This is a genomic window from Mycolicibacterium arabiense (assembly GCF_010731815.2).
GTDB classification, from domain to species: domain Bacteria; phylum Actinomycetota; class Actinomycetes; order Mycobacteriales; family Mycobacteriaceae; genus Mycobacterium; species Mycobacterium arabiense.
Genome location: NZ_AP022593.1, coordinates 2110759 through 2132734, shown reverse-complemented (window position 1 = coordinate 2132734; position 21976 = coordinate 2110759). Strand labels below are relative to the sequence as shown.

The following is a 21976-nucleotide window of genomic DNA, read 5'->3' as shown; positions in this document are numbered from 1 at the left end:
GAAGATCACGTGACCCACACCGAATCCGACCTCGACGCGACGATCGAAGTCGAAGCCGATCCCGACGACTCGACGGGCGCCGTCCCGGAAGACCTGTCGGACCCGATGACGATCCCGGTCGAGGCGTACGTCTCGGAGGACTACGCCCGCGCCGAACGAGACAAGCTGTGGCGCAAGGTGTGGCAACAGGTCGGGCGGGTCGAGGAGATCCCCGAGGTCGGGAGCTATCTGACCTACGACGTCCTCGACGACTCGATCATCGTCGTGCGGACCGGGCCCAATGAGTTCAGCGCACACCACAACGTGTGCATGCACCGCGGCCGCAAACTGATCGACAACGCCGAGGGGGCGAAGAACGCGATCGGCCGGGCGCGCAAGTCGTTCGTCTGCGGGTTCCACGGCTGGACCTACGGCCTCGACGGCACGTGCACCCACATCCGCGAGCAGGACGACTGGAAGGGCAAACTGTCGGCGCGCAATACGCATCTGGCGCCCGTCCAGGTCGACACCTGGGGCGGCTGGCTGTTCGTCAACATGGACCCCGAGTGCGAGTCGCTCGCCGACTACCTGATGCCCGCCGCCAAGATCCTCGACCCGTTCGGGCTGGAGAACATGCGCTACAAGTGGCGTAAGTGGCTCTACTTCGACTGCAACTGGAAAGTCGCGATGGAGGCCTTCAACGAGACCTACCACGTGTTCACCACGCATCCGGAGTTCAACCGGTTCGGTGAGTTCAAGGGCTGGGCGAAAGCACAAGGGCGGCACAGCAACATCGGCTACGACGCACCGAAGGGCATGGAGGAGACGAAGTCCAAGATTCGCCTCGGCACCGGCGACGACCCGCGTGTCTCCACCGCCGAGATGCAGATGTACACGTGGGAACAGACCAATGCGACGACCACCGCGACGCTGGTGAACGCGGCCAACCGGCTCGTCGACGAACTACCCGAGGGCACGCCCGCGGACAAGGTGCTCCAGCATTGGCTGGCGTCTGCGCGTCGGGATGACGAGGAGCGCGGCGTGATCTGGCCGACGATCCCGCCGGACATCCTGGGCCAGAGCGGCACGGCATGGCAGCTGTTCCCCAACCTGCAAATCGGCCAGGGCCTCACCAGCGCACTGTGCTACAGCGCGCGCCCCGACCCGAGCTACGACCCGAACAAGTGCATCTTCGAGGTCGCGGTGTTCGAGCTGTATCCGAAGGGCGAAGAGCCGCAGACGGAGTGGCAGTACACGCCGAAGGACTCGTCGAACTGGCTCTCGGTGCTCCCGCAGGACTTCTCCAACATGGCCGCCGTGCAGCAGGGCATGAAGTCGGCGGGCTTCCCCGGCACGATGCCCAACCCCTACCGGGAGCGCAGCACGGTCAACCTGCACACCCAGTTGGCCAAGTACATGGGCACCGGAGCCCCGCGAGAACTCGAAGGAGAAGCGTGACGACCTGTGGTCCGACCGATGTCCCGACCGACATCGACATCTCCGCCATGCGGGAGAAGTACGCCGCCGAGCGGGCCAAGCGCGTACGGCCCGAGGGTGCCTCGCAGTACCTGGAACTCGAGGGCGACTACGCCGACTTCTACGAGGTGGATCCCTACACGACGGTGACCGAACGGGACCCGATCGTCGAGGACGCCGAGGTCGTCATCCTCGGAGGTGGGTTCGCCGGTCTGCTCGCCGGCGCATACCTCAAGAAGGCGGGCGTGCAGGGCATCCGCGTCATCGAGATGGCGGGCGACTTCGGAGGCGTCTGGTACTGGAACCGGTTCCCGGGAGTCCAGTGTGACAACGACGCCTACTGCTACATCCCGCTGCTCGAGGAACTCGACTTCATGCCGTCGAAGAAGTTCGCCGACGGTGCCGAGATCTTCCAACACTGCCGCAACATCGGGAAGCACTTCGGGCTGTACGACGGTGCGCTGTTCTCGACCCAGGTACGCGACCTGCGTTGGGACGACTCGTCCGAGCGCTGGCAGATCGGCACCGATCGCGGCGATCGGATCCAGGCCCGCTTCGTGGTCATGGCTCAGGGCTCCTACAACCGCCCGAAGCTGCCCGGCATTCCGGGGATCAAGGACTTCACGGGCCACGTGTTCCACTCCGCCCGGTGGGACTACGACTACACCGGGGGCAACGCAGACGGCGGACTGGTCGAGCTCGCCGACAAGCGGGTGGCCCTCGTCGGCACCGGCGCCACCGGAATCCAGCTGGTGCCGCACCTGGCCCGGGACGCCAAGGAGCTGTTGGTATTTCAACGGACGCCGTCGTCGGTGGACCAGCGCACCAACCCGGGCACCGATCCCGACTGGGCCGCCTCGCTCCAGCCGGGGTGGCAGGAGGAGCGCAAGCGCAACTTCCACAACTGGTCGCCGTTCGTCGGCGTCGTGTTCGGTGAGCCGGATCTGGTGTGCGACTTCTGGACCGAACTGGGCCGCAACCTGACCAACCGGATCGCGGGCCTCGACGATCCCGCGACCGTGACGATCGAACAGATCATGGCGTTCCGGGAGGAAGAGGACTACAAGATCATGGAGCGACTGCGGCGACGCGTCGCCGAGATCGTCACCGACCCCGACACCGCCGAGGCGCTCAAGCCGTACTACCGCTTCATGTGCAAGCGGCCGACGTCCAGCGAGCACTACCTGGCCTCGTTCAACCGCCCGAACGTCACGCTCGTCGACGTGTCGGCGACCAAGGGCGTGGAGCGGCTCACGGCCAACGGCATCGTCGCGGGCGGCGTCGAGTACGAGGTCGACTGCGTCATCTTCGCAAGCGGGTTCGAGATCTCCACCGAGATCAGCCGCAGGTATGCCATCGACTCGATCACCGGCCGAGATGGCCTGTCGCTCTTCGACCATTGGAAGGACGACTACAAGACGCTGCACGGCATGACCAGCCGAGGATTCCCGAACCAGTTCCACATGGGGTTCATCCAAGGCGGGGTGTCCGCGAACACCACGGCGATGTTCGAGCAGCAGGCCAAGCACATCGCCTACATCCTGGCCGAGGCACAGGGCCGCGGCGCCACCACGGTGGAGGCCAGCCAGGATGGCCAAGATGCCTGGGTGTCGACCGTGCGCGAACTGTCGATCGACAACTCGGCATTCGAACTATCCTGCACGCCCGGTTATTACAACAACGAGGGCCGCGGGGGCGCAGAGGGCAACGGCTCGTTCCTCGGTGACTTCTACTCGCCGGGCTTCTACGCCTTCGACGAGCTGCTGGAGGCATGGCGCGACAAGGGGGACCTGGACGGGCTGGAGTTGGCGACGTGACGTCGACCGTCGACGCGCTGAGTGCGCGCGAGATCCACCCGCGGATCGGCAGCGAGATCCTCGCGGACAAGGCCACTCTGCTCTCGGGTGACCACGCAGGCGCGATCCGCGAATTGCTCGAGCAGCGCGGGGTGCTGGTGTTCCCGAAGATCGGGTTCACCGACGACGAGCAGGTGGCCTTCACCGAGACGCTGGGCACCATGGCCACCGAACGCAAGGGCGAGAAGCTCTATCAGGTCACCCTCGACACCAGCATCAACAAGCAGGCCGACTACCTGCGGGGCTCGCTGTACTGGCACCTGGACGGGACCATGAACGAGGTGCCGATCCTGGCCTCGCTGTTGTCGAGCAAGGCGCTCGGCAACGAGGGTGAGGGCGACACAGAGTTCTGCAACACCTACGCGGCCTACGAGGACCTGCCCGACGAGGACAAGGCCGCCCTCGAGCAACTCCAGGTCACCCATTCGACGTGGACGACACTGCTGTACTACGAGCCGGAGCCCGCGCTCGAGACGCTTCGGCAGATGATGTCGATCGGGGAACGCGACCTGCCCCTGGTGTGGACGCACCGCTCGGGCCGCAAGTCACTCGTGCTCGGCTGCACGGCCGGCCACGTCGTCGGGTTGGACCGCCGGGCGAGCACCGAACTGCTGGTTCGCCTCCGTGAGTGGGCCACCCAACCCCAGTTCACGTACCGGCACACCTGGTCAGTTGGCGATCTGGTCATCTGGGACAACACTGGGACCATGCACCGAGCCACTCCATACGATCCGACGTCCGGTCGACTGCTGCAACGGACGAAGCTCGCCGGCGAGGAACCGTTCGCCTGAGATGGCATCTCCTTCCAGTCTGAACTTCGACGGGCGCGTCGCCGTCGTGACCGGTGGTGGACGCGGGCTCGGCCGCGAGTACGCAGTGCTGCTCGCTGCCAGGGGCGCCAAGGTGGTGGTGAACGACGTCGGGGGCACCCTCACCGGTGAGGGCACCGACGTCGGTCCGGCACAGCAGGTGGTCAACGAGATCCGTTCGGCTGGAGGCGAAGCCGTCGCGTCGACCGATTCCGTGGCGACCGCTGAGGGCGGGCGTGCGATCGTCGACGCCGCGCTCGAGCACTTCGGTCGCATCGACGTGCTGGTGCACAACGCAGGCAACGTCCGCCGCGCGCCGCTGACGGAGATGTCCTACGAGGACTTCGACGCCGTACTCGACGTGCATCTGCGCGGCGCCTTCCACGTGGTGCGTCCGGCGTTCCCGGTCATGACGACGGCCGGCTACGGCAGGGTGGTGCTGACCTCGTCGATCGGGGGCCTCTACGGCAATCACGGCGTCGCCAACTACGCCGCCGCCAAGGCAGGCATCATCGGGCTGACGAACGTGGTGGCACTCGAGGGCGCGGCCCACGGCGTGACGTGCAACGCGATCATCCCCGGCGCCGTGACGAGGATGGCCGAGGGGCTCGACACCTCGGCCTACCCGCCGATGGAGCCCGGCCTCGTCGCACCGATGGTGGGCTGGCTCGCCCACCAGTCCTGCACGGTCACCGGCGAACTGTTCGTGGCGATCGCGGGGCGCATGGCGCGCGCCTTCGTCGCCGAGACACCGGGCGTGTACCGCCCGTCGTGGTCGGTCGAGGACGTGGCGGAGGTCATCGACGCGATCCGCGACGACACCGTGCCGCTGGTGTTCCCGCCCGTACCGAACGGGCACACCGACCACATCCGGTACAGCTTCGGAGCGTCGGCAGCGAGCGATCTGTGACCGGTCCGCTGGCAGGCATCCGCGTCGTGGACCTCACCGCGGTGGTGATGGGGCCCTACTGCACCCAGATCATGGCCGACATGGGCGCCGACGTCGTCAAGGTCGAGCCGCCCGACGGTGACAACGCCCGCTACATCTCGGTCGGGCCGGCATCCGGCATGAGCGGCGTGTTCGTCAACGTCAACCGCGGAAAGCGCAGCGTCGTACTCGATCTCGTCACCGACGAGGGCAAGGCCGCGCTGCGCGGTCTCATCGCCGAGGCGGACGTCTTCATCCACTCCATGCGAGCCAGGGCCATCGCCAAGCTGGGGTTCGCCTACGACGACGTCGCCGCGATCAACCCGGCCATCGTCTACACCAACTGCTACGGCTACAGCCGCCGCGGCCCGGAGGCCGACCGTCCCGCGTACGACGACATCATCCAGGCCCAGTCCGGGGTCTCTGCCGTGCAGGAACTCCTCACCGGCGAGACGACCTACGTCGGGACGATCGTCGCGGACAAGGTCGGCGGCCTCACGGCCACCTACGCCACCATGATGGCGCTGTTCCACCGCGAGCGGACGGGCGAGGGGCAGGAGGTGGAGGTCAGCATGTACGAGACCATGGCGTCCTTCATGCTCGTCGAGCACGCCAACGGCAGGATGTTCACGCCGCCTCTCGGCCCCGCGATCTACCCGCGGACGGTGGCCCGCGACCGCAAGCCGTACCCGACCAAGGACGGCCACGTCGCAGTGCTGATCTACAACGACAAGCACTGGAAGGCCTTCGTCGACAACGTCAAACCCGCATGGATCGAGGAGTACGGCGAGGCGTTCGCGACCCTGGAACTACGGGCCAAGCAGATCGACCGCATGTACGGGCTGATCGCGCAAACGCTGCTGGAACGCACCACCGCGGAATGGTTGGAGCTGTTCCGCGAGTTGCAGATTCCCGCTGCGCCGATCCAGACGCCCGACGAGCTGTTCGACGACCCGCACCTGAACGCGGTGGGCATGTTCGAGACGATCGACACCCCGCACGGCCCGACGCGCTTCCCCGGAGTGCCGACGTGGTTCTCGCGCACGCCCGGTCGCGTCGCCGGGCCCGCGCCCGAATTGGGCGCGGACACCGCCGACATACTGGCGGAACTGGATGCCCGCCGCGCGGATCGCTGAGCCGGTCGGCTAGACGGTCCGCGCCAGCCGGTCGGCCAGCAGCGCGGCGAACCGGGCTGGATCGTCGAGCGCACCGCCCTCGGCGAGAAGCGCCGTGCCGTACAGCAACTCGGCGGTCTCGGCCAGTCCGTCCTTGGTCTCGGAGTCGGCAAGTGCCTGCCGCAGACCGGTGACGAGCGGATGGTCGGGGTTCAGCTCCAGGATGCGCTTGCCGACCGGTACCTCCTGACCCGAGGCGCGGTACATGCGCGCCAACTGCGGGGTGATGCCGAAGGTGTCGGTGATCAGGCAGGCCGGCGACGACGTCAGCCGGGTCGACAGGCGCACCTCCAGCACGTGCTCGTCGAGCGTCTCCTTCAACCACGCGAGCAGGTCGGCGAAGTCGCCCTGCTCGGCGTCCTTCTCCTCGGCGGCACCCAGATCGACCTCGCCCTTCGCGACGGACTGCAGTGCATGGCCGTCGAACTCCGGCACCGACTCCACCCAGACCTCGTCGACCGGGTCGGTCAGCAGCAGCACCTCGTAGCCCTTGGCCTTGAACGCCTCCAGGTGCGGAGAACGCTCGAGCAGTTGCCGTGACTCACCCGTCGCGTAGAAGATCTGCTCCTGACCGTCCTTCATTCGGGCGACGTAGTCGGCGAGCGTGGTGGACTGCTCTTCACTGGCGGTCGACGCGAACGACGACAGCCGCAGCAGCGCGTCGCGGTTGTCGCCATCGGAGATCAGGCCCTCCTTGAACACCCGGCCGAACTGGGTCCAGAAGGTCGTGTAGTCGTCCGGGCGGTTCGCCTGAAGGTCCTTGAGCGCCGAGAGCACCTTCTTGGTCAGGCTGCGACGGATCACCTTGATCTGGCGGTCCTGCTGCAGGATCTCGCGAGACACGTTGAGCGACATGTCCTGTGCGTCGACGACGCCCTTGACGAAACGCAGGTACTCGGGCATCAGCTCGTCGCAGTCGCCCATGATGAACACGCGCTTGACGTACAGCTGGACCCCGGCGCGTCCGTCCCGGTTGAACAGGTCGAACGGCGCCTGCGACGGGATGAACAGCAGCGCCTGATATTCGAACGTCCCCTCGGCCTTCATCGCGATGACTTCGAGCGGTTCGTCCCACGCGTGCGCGATGTGCTTGTAGAACTGCGCGTACTCCTCGGCGGAGACCTCGCTCTTGGGCTTGGCCCACAGCGCCGTCCGCGAGTTGACGGTCTCGGTCTCGACGCTGAGGGTCGGCTCGCCACCTTCCTCCTCGGCGGGAACCGTCTTCTCGACCTGCATCCGGATCGGCCATGAGATGAAGTCCGAGTACTTCTTGATCAACTCGCGGATCTTCCACTGCGAGGTGTAGTCGTGCAGTTCGTCGTCGGCGTCCGCGGGCTTGAGGTGCAGCGTGACCGCCGTGCCCTGCGGCGCGTCGTCGACCGCCGCGATGGTGTAGCTGCCGTCACCGCTCGATTCCCAACGCGTGCCGGACGTCTCGCCGGCCTTGCGGGTCAGGAGTTCGACCGCGTCGGCGACCATGAAGGTCGAGTAGAAGCCGATGCCGAACTGGCCGATCAACTGCTCGGCATCGCCGGGCTGCGCCGCCAACTTCTGGCGCAGCTCGGCGGTGCCGGACTTGGCGAGGGTTCCGATCAGGTCGACCACCTCGTCGCGGCTCATGCCGATGCCGTTGTCACGGATGGTCAGCGTGCGGGCGTCCGCGTCGATGTCGATCTCGATGTGCAGATCCGAGGTGTCGACGTCGAGGTCCTTGTCGCGGAACGCCTCGAGACGGAGCTTGTCCAGCGCGTCGGAGGCGTTCGAGACCAACTCCCGCAGGAACGAGTCCTTGTTGGAGTAGATGGAGTGGATCATCAGCTGCAGCAGCTGACGGGCCTCGGCCTGGAATTCTCGTGTTTCGACCTGCTCGCTCACGGCGCCGATGATAATCCTTCGCGACTTCGGCGCGGAAAGCCGCGGTCACCGCGGGCGAGCGCGCCGCCGCTCAGCCGAACGTCACGCCCTGGGCGAGCGGCAGCTCGGAGGAGTAGTTGACGGTGTTGGTCGCCCGGCGCATGTAGGCCTTCCAGGAATCCGACCCGGACTCGCGGCCACCGCCGGTCTGCTTCTCCCCGCCGAACGCGCCACCGATCTCCGCCCCCGAGGTGCCGATGTTGACGTTGGCGATGCCGCAGTCGGACCCGTCGGCAGCCATGAAGCGTTCGGCCTCGCGCATGTCGGTGGTGAAGATGGCCGACGAAAGGCCTTGCGGTACGGCGTTGTTCATATCGATGGCGTCGTCGAGGTCGTCGTAGGCCATCACGTAGAGGATCGGCGCGAACGTCTCGTCGTGCACGACCGAGGTCTGCGACGGCATGCGCACCACTGCGGGCCGCACGTAGTACGACCCCTCGCCCAGGTCGACCCGCTCGCCGCCGATCACCTCGCCGCCGTCGGCGCGGGCCTGCTCCAGAGCCCCCACCATGTCGCGGTAGGACCGCTCGTGGATCAACGGGCCCACCAGGGTGCCGTCCGCCGAAGGGTCGCCGACCGGCAGGCTGCGGTACGCGGTGGCGACGCGTTCGATGACCGTGTCGACGACCGAACGGTGTGCGATGACCCGACGCATCGTGGTGCAGCGCTGGCCCGCGGTGCCCGCGGCGGAGAACACGATGCCGCGCACCGCGAGATCGAGATCGGCCGACGGCGTCACGATCGCGGCGTTGTTGCCGCCCAGTTCGAGCAGTGCCTTGCCGAATCGCTGTGCCACCCGAGGCCCGACCTGCTGGCCCATCCGCACCGAACCGGTGGCCGACACCAGCGCGACGCGCGGGTCGTCGACGAGGCGTTCGCCGATCTCCCTGGCGCCCTGCACGAGGCGGCTCACGTCCCGCGGCGCGCCAACGTCGTCCGCCGCGCGCTCGATGAGCGCCTGGCAGGCGATGGCGGTCAGGGGAGTGAGTTCCGACGGCTTCCACACCACGGTGTCACCGCACACCAGCGCGACCGCGGTGTTCCACGCCCACACCGCGACCGGGAAGTTGAACGCCGTGATGACGCCGACGACGCCGAGCGGGTGCCACGTCTCCATCAGCCGGTGGCCGGGCCGTTCGGAGGCGATCGTCTTGCCGTACAGCTGACGCGACAGCCCGACGGCGAACTGGCAGATGTCGATCATCTCCTGCACCTCGCCGAGCGCCTCGGAGGTGATCTTTCCGGCCTCCACGGTGACCAGCGTCGCCAGATCGGCCTTGTGCTCCACCAGCAGTTCGCCGAGACGCGCCACCAGTGCACCACGCACCGGGGCGGGTGTGTTGCGCCACGCGACGAACGCGCGGGACGCCGCGGCGATGGCCTCGTCGGTGTCCTCGACGGTGGTCTCGGGGACCGTGAACAGCACGTCGCCGGTGACCGGCGTGCTGGCGGCGAGCCCAGGTGCGCCGGGCTCGCCGAGGGCGACGTGGGCGCCGATCGCCTGCAGCGCGGCCCGTACCCGGTCGCGCAGGTCGTCGGCGGTCGGCTGGGCGCCGGTGGAGGACTCCGAGGTGTTCATGGTGGTCATGATGTCGCTTTCTCGTCTTGGTTCGGCAGGTCGGGAGTTCGTTTGGGTCTCGGGGCTCGGCGTGGGCGTCGGTACCCGCGATAGTCTCCGGCCATGAGCGACGCGCCCGACGAACTCGACGAGATCGACCGGAAGTTGGCCCGGGCACTCGTCGCCGACGGTCGCGCCACCCTCGCGCACCTCGCGGCGTGCGCCGGGCTGTCGGTCTCGGCGGTGCAGGCGCGGGTGCGTCGCCTCGAGTCGCGCGGCGTGGTGACGGGGTATCGCGCCAGGATCAGTCCCGAGGCCGTCGGCAACATGCTGTCGGCGTTCGTCGCCATCTCCCCCCTCGATCCGTCGCAACCCGATGACGCGCCGGCCCGGCTCGAACACATCCACGAGATCGAGTCGTGCCACTCCGTGGCGGGGGACGAGAGCTACGTCCTGCTGGTGCGTGTCCCGTCGGCGCGTGCGCTGGAGGGGTTGTTGCAACAGATCAGGACGGCGGCGAACGTCCGCACCCGAAGCACGATCATCCTACAGACTTTTTACGACGGACGTGACTACGTACCGGAATGATTCCTGTCAGATCGGCGTAAGCCGTAAATAATGCGTTAGTATCTGCGGCATGACCGCCGTCCTGCCTGCCCGCCCCCACTCGACCGAACCCGTCGTGCGACCCGACCAGGTCCACGAGGTGCTCGGCCGGAGCATTCTCGCCGACGGACTCGACATCGTCCTCGACGTCGAGCGCTCGGTGGGTTCGCATCTCGTCGACGCCCGCACCGGAGCGCGGATGCTGGACATGTTCACGTTCTTCGCCTCGTCGGCGCTCGGCATGAACCACCCGGCGCTGGCCGAGGATCCCGACTTCCGCGCCGAACTCGCGGCCGCCGCGGTGAACAAGCCGAGCAACTCCGACGTGTACAGCGTCCCCATGGCGCGCTTCGTCGAGACCTTCGCCCGCGTGCTCGGCGACCCCGCGCTGCCGCACCTCTTCTTCGTCGACGGCGGCGCCCTGGCAGTCGAGAACGCCCTGAAGGTCGCCTTCGACTGGAAGAGCAGGCTCAACGAGTCCCGCGGACTGGACCCGCAGCTGGGGACCAAGGTCCTGCACCTGCGCGGCGCCTTCCACGGGCGCAGCGGCTACACGCTGTCGTTGACCAACACCGATCCGAACAAGGTCGCCCGGTTTCCCAAGTTCGACTGGCCCCGCATCGACGCCCCTGTGCCGAGCCCGGGGGCGGACATCGCCGACCTCGAGGCGGAGTCGCTTCGACAGGCCCGCGCCGCCTTCGAGGCCAACCCGCACGACGTCGCGTGCTTCATCGCCGAGCCGATCCAGGGGGAGGGCGGCGACCGTCACATCCGGGCGGAGTTCTTCGCCGCGATGCGCGACCTGTGCGACGAGTTCGACGCGCTGCTGATCTTCGACGAGGTCCAAACCGGTTGCGGCATCACCGGAACCGCGTGGGCCTACCAGCAGCTGGGTGTGCGGCCGGACGTCGTGGCGTTCGGGAAGAAGACCCAGGTGTGCGGCGTGATGGCGGGTGGGCGCGTCGACGAGGTCGCCGACAACGTCTTCGCCGTCAGCTCACGGATCAACTCGACGTGGGGCGGCAACCTGACCGACATGGTGCGTGCCCGCCGCATCCTCGAGGTCATCGAAGCCGACGACCTGTTCGCTCACGCTGCCGACGCGGGCAATTACCTTCTGGGCCGGCTCACCGAACTCGCCGACGAGTTCCCGACCCTGGTGCTCGTGCCTCGGGGGCGCGGCCTCATGTGCGCGTTCAGCATGCCGTCGGCCGCGCAGCGCGACGCGTTGGTCGCTCGGCTGTGGGACGCCGGGGTCATCATGCTGGCGAGCGGGCAGGACAGCGTGCGGTTCCGGCCCGCGCTGACCGTCACGCGTGCCGACCTCGACGCCGCCGTCGACGCGGTGCGTGGCGTGCTCGCTCAGATGCGCTGACCGCCCTGGGGCACCGTCAGCGCACGGATGGTCGAGGCCAGCCTGGTGAGGTCGGCGCCACCGACCAGCACGCAGCCGTGTAGCTCCGCCAAACGCCGTGCGGCGGGCGTGAAGTCGTGGTTGGTCACGACCATCGTCTGAGAGCAGTCCTGCATCGGGGCGCCTGCGACCACCTCCTGGACGGCGCCCGTGCCGACGGGCCGGGACTGGCGCTTGCACTGGATCGCCAGGCGGTGCGGGCGCTTGCCGACGATGAGGTCGACACCCCAGTCGCCGGATAGCGGCGTCATGATGACCGGGACGCCGCACGTGCGGGCGATGCGCGCGACGTAGTCCTCGAACTCGGTGCCGGACATGGCTTCCTTGTCGGCGGCCGGATGCTCGCGCGGGCTCTCGGTGCGCGCCCCACGCGCGACACCGACCAGGAACGCGGGCACTGCCGGGCTGAGCACGCCGACGACGACGCTCCACATGGGGTCCAGCCCACTCAGGTAGGCGGCGACGCCTGCGAGGACGCCGACGGCGCAAATGACCTTCCACACGGCCCGAACTCTAGGGCGGGGTGCCGACAGCCGGTGCCGTCCGCAGCGCCCGCCACACTCGCGCAGGCGTCATCGGTAGATCGCGCAGCCGCGCGCCACACGCGTCGGCGATGGCGTTGGCCAACGCGGGCGCCACTGGGTTGTACGGCGATTCGCTCATCGACTTGGCGCCGAGCGGACCCAGCGCGTCGACGGTGTCGGCGAAGTAGACCTCCGTCACGGGAACGTCGGCCAACTGCGGGATGTGGTAGTTGCGCAGGGTGGTCGTGGTGACGGCTCCGTCGTCGCCCACGTGCATCTGTTCGTACAGGGCCGATCCGATGGCCTGGGCCACTCCGCCCTCCACCTGCCCGCGACACTGCTCGGGGTTGAGCACCACCCCGGCGTCGGCAGCGTGTACCGACTGCAGGATCCGCACGACGCCCGTCTCGACGTCGACGGCCACCCGGAACGCCTGGACGTTGAAGGCGACCGACCGCGGCGTGCCGTCGTGGCGGCCGTGCCCGACGCCGGTCGTCGCTCCGGTCGCCGACAACTGGCCGCGCAGGTCGCGGCACGCCGCCTGCACAGCCAGCCCGGCGACCACCGTGCCCGCCGAGCCGAATGCCCCGGTGTCGTAGGCCGTTGCGTCGGTGTCGGACTGCCGGATTCGAACCCGGTCGACCGGGACGTCGAACTCGGCGGCGGCCAGCTGGGCGTGCACGGTCGACGTGCCGTTGCCGAACTCCGCGGTGCCCACCGACAGGGTGTAGTCACCGTCGGCATCCAGCTCGATCGACGCCTCGGCGTAGTGCCCGCGCGGCGGAATGGTGGCGATCATCGCCACCGCCATGCCCTCGCCGACCCGCCACTGCGGACCCTCGGGCGGCGCGACGCCAATGCCGGTGCGCATCGCCTGCTGCGCGAGGTCGAGACACTGGTCGAGCCCGTAGCTACCGAAGGTCAGGTCGTCCTCGACCAGGTGCGCGTCGGTGAACTGGTCACCCGGCACCACGACGTTGCGCCTGCGCAGGTCGAACGGGTCGATCCCGAGTTCGGCGGCGAGTTGGTCGAGCGCCGACTCGACCGCGAACATCACCTGCCCGAGCCCGTAGCCGCGGAACGCCCCGGACGGAATGTTGTTGGTGTACACCGACTCTGCGTCGACGCGCTTGTTCGGGCAGCGGTACACCGACATCGACTCGCCGCACCCGTGAAACATCACGCCGGGGCTGTGGTTGCCGTAGGCGCCGGCGTCGACCAGCACGTCGACCGCGAGCGCGGTGAGTACGCCGTCCCTGCCTGCCGCAACCGTCGCGTCGACCCGGAAGGGATGACGGCACGGAGCGGCAACGAACTCGTCGGACCGGCTGAACTCGTAGCGCACCGGTTCGCCGAGTCGCAGCACGGCCAGCGCGACGACGTCCTCGACGAGCATCTCCTGCTTGCCGCCGAACCCGCCGCCGATCCGGCGGGTGAACACGTGCACCCCATCGCGTTCCAGGCCGAAGAGGTGGCACAGTTCGTCGCGCACCAGGAACGGCACCTGCGAACTCGTCCGGATCACCAGGCGGCCATGCTCGTCGCGCCACCCGGTGCAACCATGGGTCTCCAGATGTGCGTGCTGCACGCGCTGGGTGGTCCACCGACCACTGACCACCGCGCCGCCCGCGGCGCGCGCCGCCGCGATGCCCGCAGCGACGTCGCCGAGGCCGCCGTGCAGTTCGGCGACCACGTTGCGTGACACGTCGCGGATCCGCGCCTCGGGACCCTTGCCTGCGTGCACCAGTGGCGCGCCGGGGGACCGGGCGGTGTCGGGATCGAATACGGCTGGCAGCACCTGGTATTCGACGGCGATGGCGCGGCATGCAGCCGCAGCGACGGCGAAGCTCTCGGCGACCACCGCGGCGACCCGCTGGCCGGCGAACCGGACGGTGTCGTCGAAGACCAGGGTGTCGTCGGGGTCGTCGTTGCGGTCGTCGTGCCGGGCAGTGGAGAACGCGACGGGCGGGCTGTCGCGGTGGGTGAGTACCAGTCGCACACCGGGGATGCGTTGCGCTGCAGAGGTGTCGATCGACGTGATGCGGGCATGGGCCACGGGGCTGCGCAGCACGGCCATGTGCAGCAGTCCCGGGGGCGCGAAGTCCATCGTGTACTGCTCGGTGCCGGTGACCACCCGTAGTCCCGCGGGTGCGCCGATCGATCGTCCGGCATCGGCTGCGCCCTCGGACTTCTCGACGTTCCTGCGTCCGGCGACCGCGTCCGCGATCGCCCGGTAGCCGGTGCACCGGCACAGGTTGCCCTTGAGCTGCTGGGCCAGGTCGTCGGTGTCGGACAGGGTCGAGGCCGTGGTGACCATGCCCGCGGTGCAGAAGCCGCATTGGAAGCCGGCGGCCTCGGCGAACCGTCGCTGCACCGGGTGCAGATCGTCGGGCGTGCCGAGGCCTGCGACGGTGGTCACGGCCCTGCCCGCGGCGCGGAACGCCGGGAACACGCAGGAATGCACGGCGGCGCCGTCGACGAGCACCGAGCAGGCACCGCAGTCGCCTGCGTCGCAACCCTTCTTGACCTCGAAGTGGCCGTGGTCGCGCAGGTAGGTGCGCAGGCACTGGCCAGGACGCGGATCATCCTGCAGCGCTTCGCCGTTCACCGTGACGGTCACGTCAGCTCCACTCGGACCTGCTCAGCCAGCGTCAACGTCATCGCCGCTCGCCAGTCCGGGTCCCCGTGCGCGTCGACCGTCCAGCTTTCGGCGGGGATGGTGGCGTGCGCAGCACGCAGGTCATCGGGCGTCGGGGGGTGGGCGAAGGCGAACACGTGGGGCCGCACGGTTGCCGCGGTCACCGACAGCACGACCCGTCCGCCGTCGACGGCGGCGTCGCGGCGTCCGATCACGACGATCCCGGAGCGTCCGAGTGCCGACGGTGCGAGCTTGCGGTAGGCCGTGCGTGCGCGCAGGGCCCGAGCGGGAAGGTGCGCGGAACGGATCAGTTCGCCCGGTCGCAGCGCGTTGGCCGAATCGCCCGTCACGAAGTCGGTGACCGGAAGCCGGTAGTCGGTGCCGTCGGCCCGCCACACGGTGACCTGACCGTCGAGGGCGGCCAGCAGCGAGATCATCGCCCCGGCGGGATAGGCGAGGCAGAGGTTGCCGCCGACGGTGGCCGTGCGCCAAATCTTGGCCGATGCCAGCAGGGCGGTGCAGCACTGATGAAACAGCGGAGCCGCGGCCCAGTCGGGATGGTCGACCAGGAGCGTGGTGGACAGCGCCGACACGTCGGCCAGCGTGCAGGTGGCCGCGAGGTCGATGCCGTCGTCGGTTGCCTCGATCGGTGGCCAGCGCAGCGCGGTGAGGTCTACGAGTCGGCGCACCTGCGGTTGGGGCTCGGAGAACAACCACGTGCCACCGGCGAGCATCGCGTCACCCGGTCGCAGCGGCCACACATCGGCGCGGCACGTCGGCGCGATGACCGCTTCGACGCTGTCGAGGTCCATCACTAGACGGTAGGCACCGGGGGCGTCCCACGCACCTCGATCCAATAGTGCAACTCGGGGGTTGCACGAAATGGGAGGATCGTGCAACCATCGAGTTGCACATCACCGACCGAAGGAGAACCGCCATGGCGACACTCGAGATCACCAAGTCCATCGACATCGATGCCCCGGTGGAGAGGGTCTGGGCCGCACTCACCGAACCGGACCTCATTGCCGAGTGGTTCGGCGACCGCTGTGAGTTCGACGCCCGCCCGGGTGGTAAGGGACTGTTCGGGTGGACCGAGCACGGCGCGGAATCCCGCGTCACCATCGAGCACGTCGACCGGCCCAAGACGCTGATCTACCGGTGGGCCCACGTGGCAGGCGCCGACCCGGCGCCCGGCAACTCGACCGTCGTCCGCTTCGACCTGGCCGAGATCGCGTCGGGCACGCGCCTGTCGCTGCTGGAGACCGGCTTCGAGGAGCTCGACGATCCCGCGGGCCAGCACGAGGGCAACGTCGGTGGCTGGGAGGCCGAACTCGGCGAACTGGTGGCGTTCGTCGAGTCGCGATGAGCGGCGACGACGGGGTGGTCGGTGAGGTCCCCGCCGTCCTGGCAGCACTCGCCGACGAGACCCGCTGGCGCATCCTGACCGAGGTCGGGCGGGAGGATCTGTCCGCGAGCGCGCTCGCGGCCCGGGTTCCGGTGAGTAGGCAGGCGATTGCCAAACACCTGGCGGTGCTGACCGAGGCGGGGCTCGTCGACTCGATGAGGTCCGGACGCGAGGTGCGATACCGGGCGTTGGGCGCGCGGCTGAGCGCGCTCGCCACGGAACTCGAGACCATCGGGCGCCAGTGGGACCAACGTCTGGCTGCGATCAAGCGCATCGCGGAACGTCTGGACTAGCTGGACGGCTAGCCCTGCATCGGCACGACGAAGGGCCCGACCGGATTCACTCCGGCCGGGCCCCTCGTCGATCGACTACTGGTTGGCTTGCTGGCGCTTCTCTGCAGCGGCGGCGCCGGCGCGCGCGGCGTCGGCCTGTGCTTCCTTCTTGGCAGCCTCGCGCTGGGCCTCGGCCTTGTCCTGCTGGGCCTCGCCCTCGTTCACCAGGTCGCCGCGCCCCGTGACGGTGCCGACGGCTTCCTTCGCCTTGCCCTTGACGTCCTCGACGATGCCCTTGATGCCCTCAGCGGGTCCACTGTTCTGATCGCTCATGACTGCTGTCTTCCCGTCAAGATCGCTCGCCAAACGCAACATCCGGCGGGTTGGGCCCGGGTTTAGCCGACCCTAAAAACGGTTACCTGAGCCGGGTCATGGCGTGCCTCGCCGGTCCTGCGCGCATGCCGCGAGGGGGCCGCCAGGTCGACGACATCGACCCCGCGTCCTGCCTCCGGTGGGGCAACGGATGGTTCGCGAGTGGATGAAAATCAGCCGGGGGTAGTCTCTCGGGAGGTCGGCAGGAGGACGCGTGGCAGAAGTGGACGACAAGGTCGAATTCAGGGTCGCCGCCAGGTTGGAGAACCTGGCGCTCCTGCGCACCCTCGTTGCGGCGGTGGGCACCTTCGAGGACCTGGATTCCGACACCGTCGCCGATCTGCGCCTCGCCGTCGACGAGGCATGCACCCGTCTGATCCGCTCCGCCGTTCCCGACGCCACGCTGGTGGTGGTCGTGCGCTCCGAACTGGAAGAGGTCGTCATCGACGCGTCGACGTCGTGTACCACGACCGACATCATGGAACCCGGAAGCTTCAGCTGGCACGTGCTCAGCTCGCTGACCGACGACATCAAGACCTATCAAGACGGCCAAGGGTCGGGCGACGGGCAGATCGTAGGCATCTCCATGTCGACGAGACGAGTGAGTTCTCTTCGGTGACGGCGTCGTCCTCCCAGGGTTCGCCGGCACGATCGAACTCGGAGTACGCGGACGTCATCGACATGTTCCGCACCTTGGCCGACCTCGACGAGGGGACGCCCGCGTTCAGTCGCCAGCGTGACCGGATCGTCGAGCGCTGCCTCCCCCTGGCCGACCACATCGCCCGCAGATTCGACGGTCGCGGCGAGTCACGCGACGACCTTGTTCAGGTCGCCCGCGTCGGGTTGGTCAACGCCGTCATCAGATTCGACGTGAACGCCGGCTCGGACTTCGTATCGTTCGCGGTGCCGACCATCATGGGCGAGGTCCGGCGGCACTTCCGCGACAACAGTTGGTCGGTGAAGGTGCCGCGGCGGCTCAAGGAACTGCACCTGCGCCTCGGCGCGGCGACCGCCGAGATGTCGCAGCGCCTCGGTCGGGCGCCCACGCCGACGGAACTCGCCGCCGAACTCGAGATGGACCGCGAGGAAGTGGTCGAAGGCCTCATCGCTGGCAGCTCGTACAACACCATGTCCATCGACGGCGGCGGCAGCGGCACCGAGGAGGCGCCGGCGATCGCCGACACGCTCGGCGACATGGACAGCAACCTCGACCGGATCGAGAATCGAGAGGCGTTGCGCCCCTTGCTCGCATCGCTGCCCGAACGCGAACGCACGGTGCTGGTGCTGAGGTTCTTCGAGTCACTCACCCAGACCCAGATCGCGGAACGCGTCGGCATCTCCCAGATGCACGTGTCACGGCTGCTCGCCAAGTCGCTGGCGCAGCTGCGCGACCAGCTGGAATAGGCGCCGCTCAGCCGAGCCAGCCGCGCTGGACGTCCCACGCGGGGCCGGCCGGGGGAGCGTCGTCGCGGGTGACCGTCGCCTGAATGAGCCCGTACGGCCGGTCGTCGGCGTGGAACACCTCGTTGTGGTTGTCGATGCCGAATGGCGCGAGATCGTAGGGGAAGTGGTGCTTGTTGGGCGCCGACAACCGGATCTCGACGATCTCGGGATGGTGCTCCAGGACCGCCCTGCCCATGTGAAACAGCGTCTGCTGCAGGGCCAGCGACTGCACGACGGCGAACTGCTCGATCAGCCGGGCCTTGACGTCGACGTAGGTGGGCTCCCATGCGACCTCGGTGGTGTCGAAGCGCCACTGGGCGACGAGTGAGGTCGCCATCACGCGATCGTGCGTCGGCTCGAGGACGGTGTAGGGGTCGGTGAGGAACCCGGCGAACTCCGACCCCGTCGACTTGAGGATCACCAGGTCCTTGAACCCGGCCACCACCCACTCGCCATCGGCGTCCACCGTGACGGCGGCGGTGCGCACCTCCTGGCCCTTGCGCACCCAGGTGTGATCGTGCCCGGCGCCGTTGACTTCCGCTCGCTCCCAGGCATATTCGTCGATCTCGATGCGGGCCGCGGTGACCGGGGCGACGTCGTGGACGAAGTGGCGGGCCAGTGCCAGGCCGTAGTCCTCGATCGACCGCAGAGCCTTCTCCTTCGCGTAGGCGTAGGCGGTCTGCTTCTGCGTGTCGGTGGGCAGCACGTCGGACTGGTCGCCCTCGAGGTGGGCGGCGCTGAAGTCGCCACGCAGACAGGTCGACACGTTGACGTCGTGGATCTCGTGCCGGGGCGTGTCGCGGTAGATCCTGACGATGCGGTTCTCGGCCTTGCCGTACTGGTTCTCGCCCAGGATGATGCCCGACACGTCAGCTCCCTCGGTAGGTCGAATAGGCGTACGGCGACAGCAGCAGTGGCACGTGGTGATGCGCTGCCGCGTCGACGATCTCGAACGTCACGGTGACCTCCGGATAGAACGCGGGCACACCGAGACGCGCGAAGTACGCTCCGGTGTCGAACCGGAGCCGGTACACACCGGCGGGCAGCGTCTCGGCCACCCGGGCGATGCGGCCGTCGTCGTCGGTGGCCCCGCCGGACACGACGGTGTGGTCGGCGTCGAGAAGGGTGACGGCGACACCCGCGGCTGGTGTGCCTGCGACGGCGTCGAGGACGTGGGTCGAGATCGTCATCCCTCCAGCCTGCCAGGGGAGGCAAGCAGTCGCTCCAGGCGCAGCCGATTGATCTTGGCCAGCTCGTTGCGCATCACCCGGCGCTCGGTCTCTGGATCGTTGCCGAGCCGCTCGGTCAGGATCGCGAGCAGTTCCTCGGCCGTCCGCCCGCTGGCGCACACCAGATAGACGTAGCCGAACCGGTCCTCGTACTCCCGGTTTCTGTCTGCCAGTGCGGTTTTCACCTCGGCTGCGGCGTCGGCGACGCGGGCCTGCTCGCGGGCTGACGAGGGATTGTCCGCGCGTGCCCCGATGCGGGGATGACCGTCGAGCGCCGCGTCGATCTCGGCGTCCGGAAGCTCCGCCAGCACCCGGTCCGCGCGATCGAGCAGCGCGGCGGCGTCCGGAAAGGGGCCGCCGGCGAGCACGCGCCTGGCCCAGATCGTCGAGGAGCAGACGCCGAACAGCACGTGCATGCGCTGCCGCTCGCTCATCCGGTTGAACTCGTCGACGCCCGACATCTACTGGAATTCGTCGAGCCGGCCGAACCGGGCCGCGGCGATGGGGTTGGCGTCGGCCACCAGGTCACCGAACCGGTAGTTGGCGATCTTGGCCACCTCGATGAGCGCGAACGCCCGCTCCACGGCCGGTGAGTTGTCGATCCGCGACCAGCCGTTGCGCAGCACGCGGTCGAAGCGGGCGGTCTCGCGGGCGCAGATGATGAGCGGGAAGCCGAAGTGCTCCCGGTACGCGCCTGCGAGGTGCACCACGTCGTCGTGGTCGTCGGCGTCCAGGTTCGACAGCGCCGCGTGATCGACGGCCAAGGCGTGACCCACCTCGTCCTCGGCGCCCAGATCGGGGAACGCTCGCAGCAATTCGGTCTGTTGTTCGGGCGACCCCGTCAGCACGGCGTCCTGAAAAGCCTCGCGCAGGGTCCTGGTGTCGGCGAACGGGCGGGCGGCGTACGCGCGCTCGACCGCCCAGGGCACGTCCTGAACCACGTGGCCGAACACCTCGGTGAACCGCTCCTCGGTCATGGCGTTCACCTCGTCGAGGGTGATGGCGCCGCCGCCGGCGACGCGCGGCCCCCGCGAGCCGAGGTGGAAGAACACCACGTTGAGCAGTATTGCGCTGATCGCGCCGATGCTGATGCCGCTGCCGAAAAGCAGGTCGATGCCGGGCGGAAGTGCCTGCGCCACATCGGGATAACTCGTCACCCACAGTGCCAGGGCGACGCTGGTCGTCACGATGATGAGGTTGCGATGGTCGGTGAAGTCGACCTTGCCCAGCGTCTGGATGCCGACGACGGCCACGGTGGCGAACAGGGTCAGTGCCGCCCCGCCCAGCACGGGCTGTGGGATGGAGGACACGATGGCGGCGACCTTGGGCAGGAAGCCGAGGGCGATCATGATCGCGCCCGCGGCGGCGACGACCCAGCGGCTCTTCACCCCGGTCAGCCGGACCAGGCCGACGTTCTCCGAGAACGCCGTGTACGGGAAGGAGTTGAAGATGCCGCCGATGGTGGTGGCGATGCCGTCGGCGCGCAGCACGTTGCCGATGTCGGACGGCTTGATCCGCTTGCCGACGATCTCACCGGTCGCGTACGTGCTGCCGGTCGACTCCACGGCCGTGATGAGCAGCACGATGATCATCGTCAGGCACGCGACGAAGTCGAACTTGGGCATGCCGAACAGGAAGGGTGGGGTGAAGCCGAACGCCGACGCCTGACCTACCGCGTCGAAGTCCATGTCGCCCAACGCGAATGCCACCGCACAGCCGATCACGAGGCCCAGCAGCACCGCGATGGTCGAGAGGAACCCGCGGAAGATGCGTTGGATCGCAACGATGATCGCGATGGTGCCCAGCGCGTAGAGCAGCCACCGCACGTTGGTCGGATCGGTCTCGCCGGTGTGCGGGTTGACGACGGCGTCGTGCGCACCGACGGGCACGAGACACAGCCCAATGATCGTGATGAGCGTGCCGGTGACCACGGGCGGAAAGAAGCGCAGCAGTTTGATGAAGATCGGCGCGATGAGGAACGTGAAGACGCCCGCCACGATGACGGCGCCGTACACATAGAGCAGGCTGGGTGCGCCGCCACCGTGGGCGAGGCCGATCGCGATGATCGGTGACACGCCCGCGAACGTCACGCCTTGGAGCAGCGGGAGCCGCACGCCGACTTTCCAGAACCCGACCGCCTGGACGATCGAGGCGATCCCGCACGTGAACAGGTCGGCGGTGATCAGCTTGACCAGATCCGCGGGTGGCAGGTCGATGGCGCTGGCGATCAGGATCGGCACCAGCACCGCGCCGGCGTAGAACGCGACGACGTGTTGGAAGCCGTACGTCGCCAGCTGGGGGATGGGCAGCACCTCGTCCACCGGGTGCACGCGCTTGCGGGCGGTGGCCTCCGAGCGGGCCGGAGTCTGGGCCGTCAT

21 protein-coding genes are annotated in these 21976 nt (G+C 68.3%); 11 read left to right on the top strand and 10 right to left on the bottom strand.

Annotated elements, in window-relative coordinates:
- Nucleotides 1-9 precede the first annotated feature (9 nt).
- The 5 genes from G6N61_RS11970 to G6N61_RS11950 are packed head-to-tail and all read left to right on the top strand — an operon-like array spanning nt 10 to nt 6184.
- Nucleotides 10-1437, top strand: coding sequence for an aromatic ring-hydroxylating oxygenase subunit alpha (locus G6N61_RS11970; RefSeq protein WP_163918724.1), 1428 nt, complete (start codon nt 10-12; stop codon nt 1435-1437).
- Nucleotides 1434-3272: a flavin-containing monooxygenase gene (locus G6N61_RS11965; protein ID WP_163918723.1), complete on the top strand. Its 1839-nt coding sequence runs from the start codon at nt 1434-1436 to the stop codon at nt 3270-3272. The genes G6N61_RS11970 and G6N61_RS11965 overlap by 4 nt, the downstream gene beginning before the upstream one ends.
- Nucleotides 3269-4102 carry a TauD/TfdA dioxygenase family protein gene (locus tag G6N61_RS11960; protein ID WP_235887503.1) on the top strand — a complete coding sequence of 278 codons (834 nt, stop codon included), beginning with the start codon at nt 3269-3271 and terminating at the stop codon, nt 4100-4102. The genes G6N61_RS11965 and G6N61_RS11960 overlap by 4 nt, the downstream gene beginning before the upstream one ends.
- A 1-nt stretch (nt 4103) precedes the next feature.
- Complete coding sequence (locus G6N61_RS11955; protein ID WP_163918721.1) at nt 4104-5030, top strand: SDR family NAD(P)-dependent oxidoreductase; 927 nt, start codon at nt 4104-4106, stop codon at nt 5028-5030.
- A complete protein-coding gene (locus tag G6N61_RS11950; RefSeq protein ID WP_163918720.1) occupies nt 5027-6184 on the top strand; it encodes a CaiB/BaiF CoA transferase family protein in 1158 nt (385 codons plus the stop codon). The genes G6N61_RS11955 and G6N61_RS11950 overlap by 4 nt, the downstream gene beginning before the upstream one ends.
- A gap of 9 nt (nt 6185-6193) precedes the next feature.
- Here G6N61_RS11950 and htpG read toward each other — a convergent pair whose 3' ends face one another.
- Both htpG and amaB read right to left on the bottom strand, forming a co-directional pair.
- Nucleotides 6194-8038, bottom strand: coding sequence for a molecular chaperone HtpG (gene htpG / locus G6N61_RS11945; protein WP_276078427.1), 1845 nt, complete (start codon nt 8036-8038; stop codon nt 6194-6196).
- Between the two features lie 130 nt (nt 8039-8168).
- On the bottom strand, nt 8169-9725 hold the full coding sequence (gene amaB / locus G6N61_RS11940; RefSeq protein ID WP_163918718.1) for an L-piperidine-6-carboxylate dehydrogenase: 1557 nt from the start codon (nt 9723-9725) through the stop codon (nt 8169-8171).
- Nucleotides 9726-9818: 93 nt separating this feature from the next.
- Between amaB and G6N61_RS11935 the strand changes: the two genes are divergently transcribed.
- Nucleotides 9819-10283, top strand: a complete 465-nt coding sequence (locus G6N61_RS11935) for an Lrp/AsnC family transcriptional regulator (RefSeq protein WP_163918717.1) — start codon at nt 9819-9821, stop codon at nt 10281-10283.
- A gap of 49 nt (nt 10284-10332) precedes the next feature.
- On the top strand, nt 10333-11676 hold the full coding sequence (gene lat / locus G6N61_RS11930) for an L-lysine 6-transaminase (RefSeq protein WP_163918716.1): 1344 nt from the start codon (nt 10333-10335) through the stop codon (nt 11674-11676).
- Here the strand turns inward: lat and G6N61_RS11925 are convergent.
- From G6N61_RS11925 to G6N61_RS11915, 3 genes are read right to left on the bottom strand one after another with little or no spacing between them, the layout of a single operon-like run.
- Nucleotides 11664-12218, bottom strand: a complete 555-nt coding sequence (locus G6N61_RS11925; RefSeq protein WP_407666433.1) for a restriction endonuclease — start codon at nt 12216-12218, stop codon at nt 11664-11666. The genes lat and G6N61_RS11925 overlap by 13 nt on opposite strands.
- A gap of 10 nt (nt 12219-12228) precedes the next feature.
- Entirely contained in the window at nt 12229-14859 is a 2631-nt protein-coding gene (locus G6N61_RS11920; protein WP_163918715.1) for a molybdopterin-dependent oxidoreductase, read from the bottom strand.
- Nucleotides 14856-15689 (bottom strand): FAD binding domain-containing protein, encoded by an 834-nt coding sequence (locus G6N61_RS11915; protein WP_163918714.1) that lies wholly within the window; start codon nt 15687-15689, stop codon nt 14856-14858. The genes G6N61_RS11920 and G6N61_RS11915 overlap by 4 nt, the downstream gene beginning before the upstream one ends.
- Nucleotides 15690-15814: 125 nt before the next feature.
- On the opposite strand from G6N61_RS11915, the gene G6N61_RS11910 reads away from it, so the two are divergent.
- Together G6N61_RS11910 and G6N61_RS11905 are read left to right on the top strand one after the other, a co-directional pair.
- Nucleotides 15815-16243 (top strand): SRPBCC domain-containing protein, encoded by a 429-nt coding sequence (locus G6N61_RS11910; RefSeq protein WP_163918713.1) that lies wholly within the window; start codon nt 15815-15817, stop codon nt 16241-16243.
- Nucleotides 16240-16575 carry an ArsR/SmtB family transcription factor gene (locus tag G6N61_RS11905; protein ID WP_163918712.1) on the top strand — a complete coding sequence of 112 codons (336 nt, stop codon included), beginning with the start codon at nt 16240-16242 and terminating at the stop codon, nt 16573-16575. The genes G6N61_RS11910 and G6N61_RS11905 overlap by 4 nt, the downstream gene beginning before the upstream one ends.
- A gap of 75 nt (nt 16576-16650) precedes the next feature.
- Here G6N61_RS11905 and mbp1 read toward each other — a convergent pair whose 3' ends face one another.
- Nucleotides 16651-16887 carry a microaggregate-binding protein 1 gene (mbp1, locus tag G6N61_RS11900; RefSeq protein WP_163918711.1) on the bottom strand — a complete coding sequence of 79 codons (237 nt, stop codon included), beginning with the start codon at nt 16885-16887 and terminating at the stop codon, nt 16651-16653.
- Nucleotides 16888-17140: 253 nt separating this feature from the next.
- On the opposite strand from mbp1, the gene G6N61_RS11895 reads away from it, so the two are divergent.
- Nucleotides 17141-17545, top strand: a complete 405-nt coding sequence (locus tag G6N61_RS11895) for an ATP-binding protein (protein ID WP_163918710.1) — start codon at nt 17141-17143, stop codon at nt 17543-17545.
- Nucleotides 17542-18330 carry an RNA polymerase sigma factor SigF gene (locus G6N61_RS11890; protein WP_163918709.1) on the top strand — a complete coding sequence of 263 codons (789 nt, stop codon included), beginning with the start codon at nt 17542-17544 and terminating at the stop codon, nt 18328-18330. Before G6N61_RS11895 ends, G6N61_RS11890 begins: the two co-directional genes overlap by 4 nt.
- Before the next feature lie 7 nt (nt 18331-18337).
- Here the strand turns inward: G6N61_RS11890 and pucL are convergent, their stop codons facing one another.
- From pucL to G6N61_RS11870, 4 genes are read right to left on the bottom strand one after another with little or no spacing between them, the layout of a single operon-like run.
- A complete protein-coding gene (pucL, locus tag G6N61_RS11885) occupies nt 18338-19237 on the bottom strand; it encodes a factor-independent urate hydroxylase (RefSeq protein WP_163918708.1) in 900 nt (299 codons plus the stop codon).
- A 1-nt stretch (nt 19238) separates the two neighbouring features.
- Nucleotides 19239-19559, bottom strand: a complete 321-nt coding sequence (uraH, locus tag G6N61_RS11880) for a hydroxyisourate hydrolase (protein ID WP_163918707.1) — start codon at nt 19557-19559, stop codon at nt 19239-19241.
- Nucleotides 19556-20059 (bottom strand): 2-oxo-4-hydroxy-4-carboxy-5-ureidoimidazoline decarboxylase, encoded by a 504-nt coding sequence (gene uraD, locus G6N61_RS11875; protein ID WP_163918706.1) that lies wholly within the window; start codon nt 20057-20059, stop codon nt 19556-19558. The genes uraH and uraD overlap by 4 nt, the downstream gene beginning before the upstream one ends.
- Nucleotides 20060-21976, bottom strand: a complete 1917-nt coding sequence (locus G6N61_RS11870; protein ID WP_163918705.1) for a PbuX/PucJ/PucK family nucleobase permease — start codon at nt 21974-21976, stop codon at nt 20060-20062.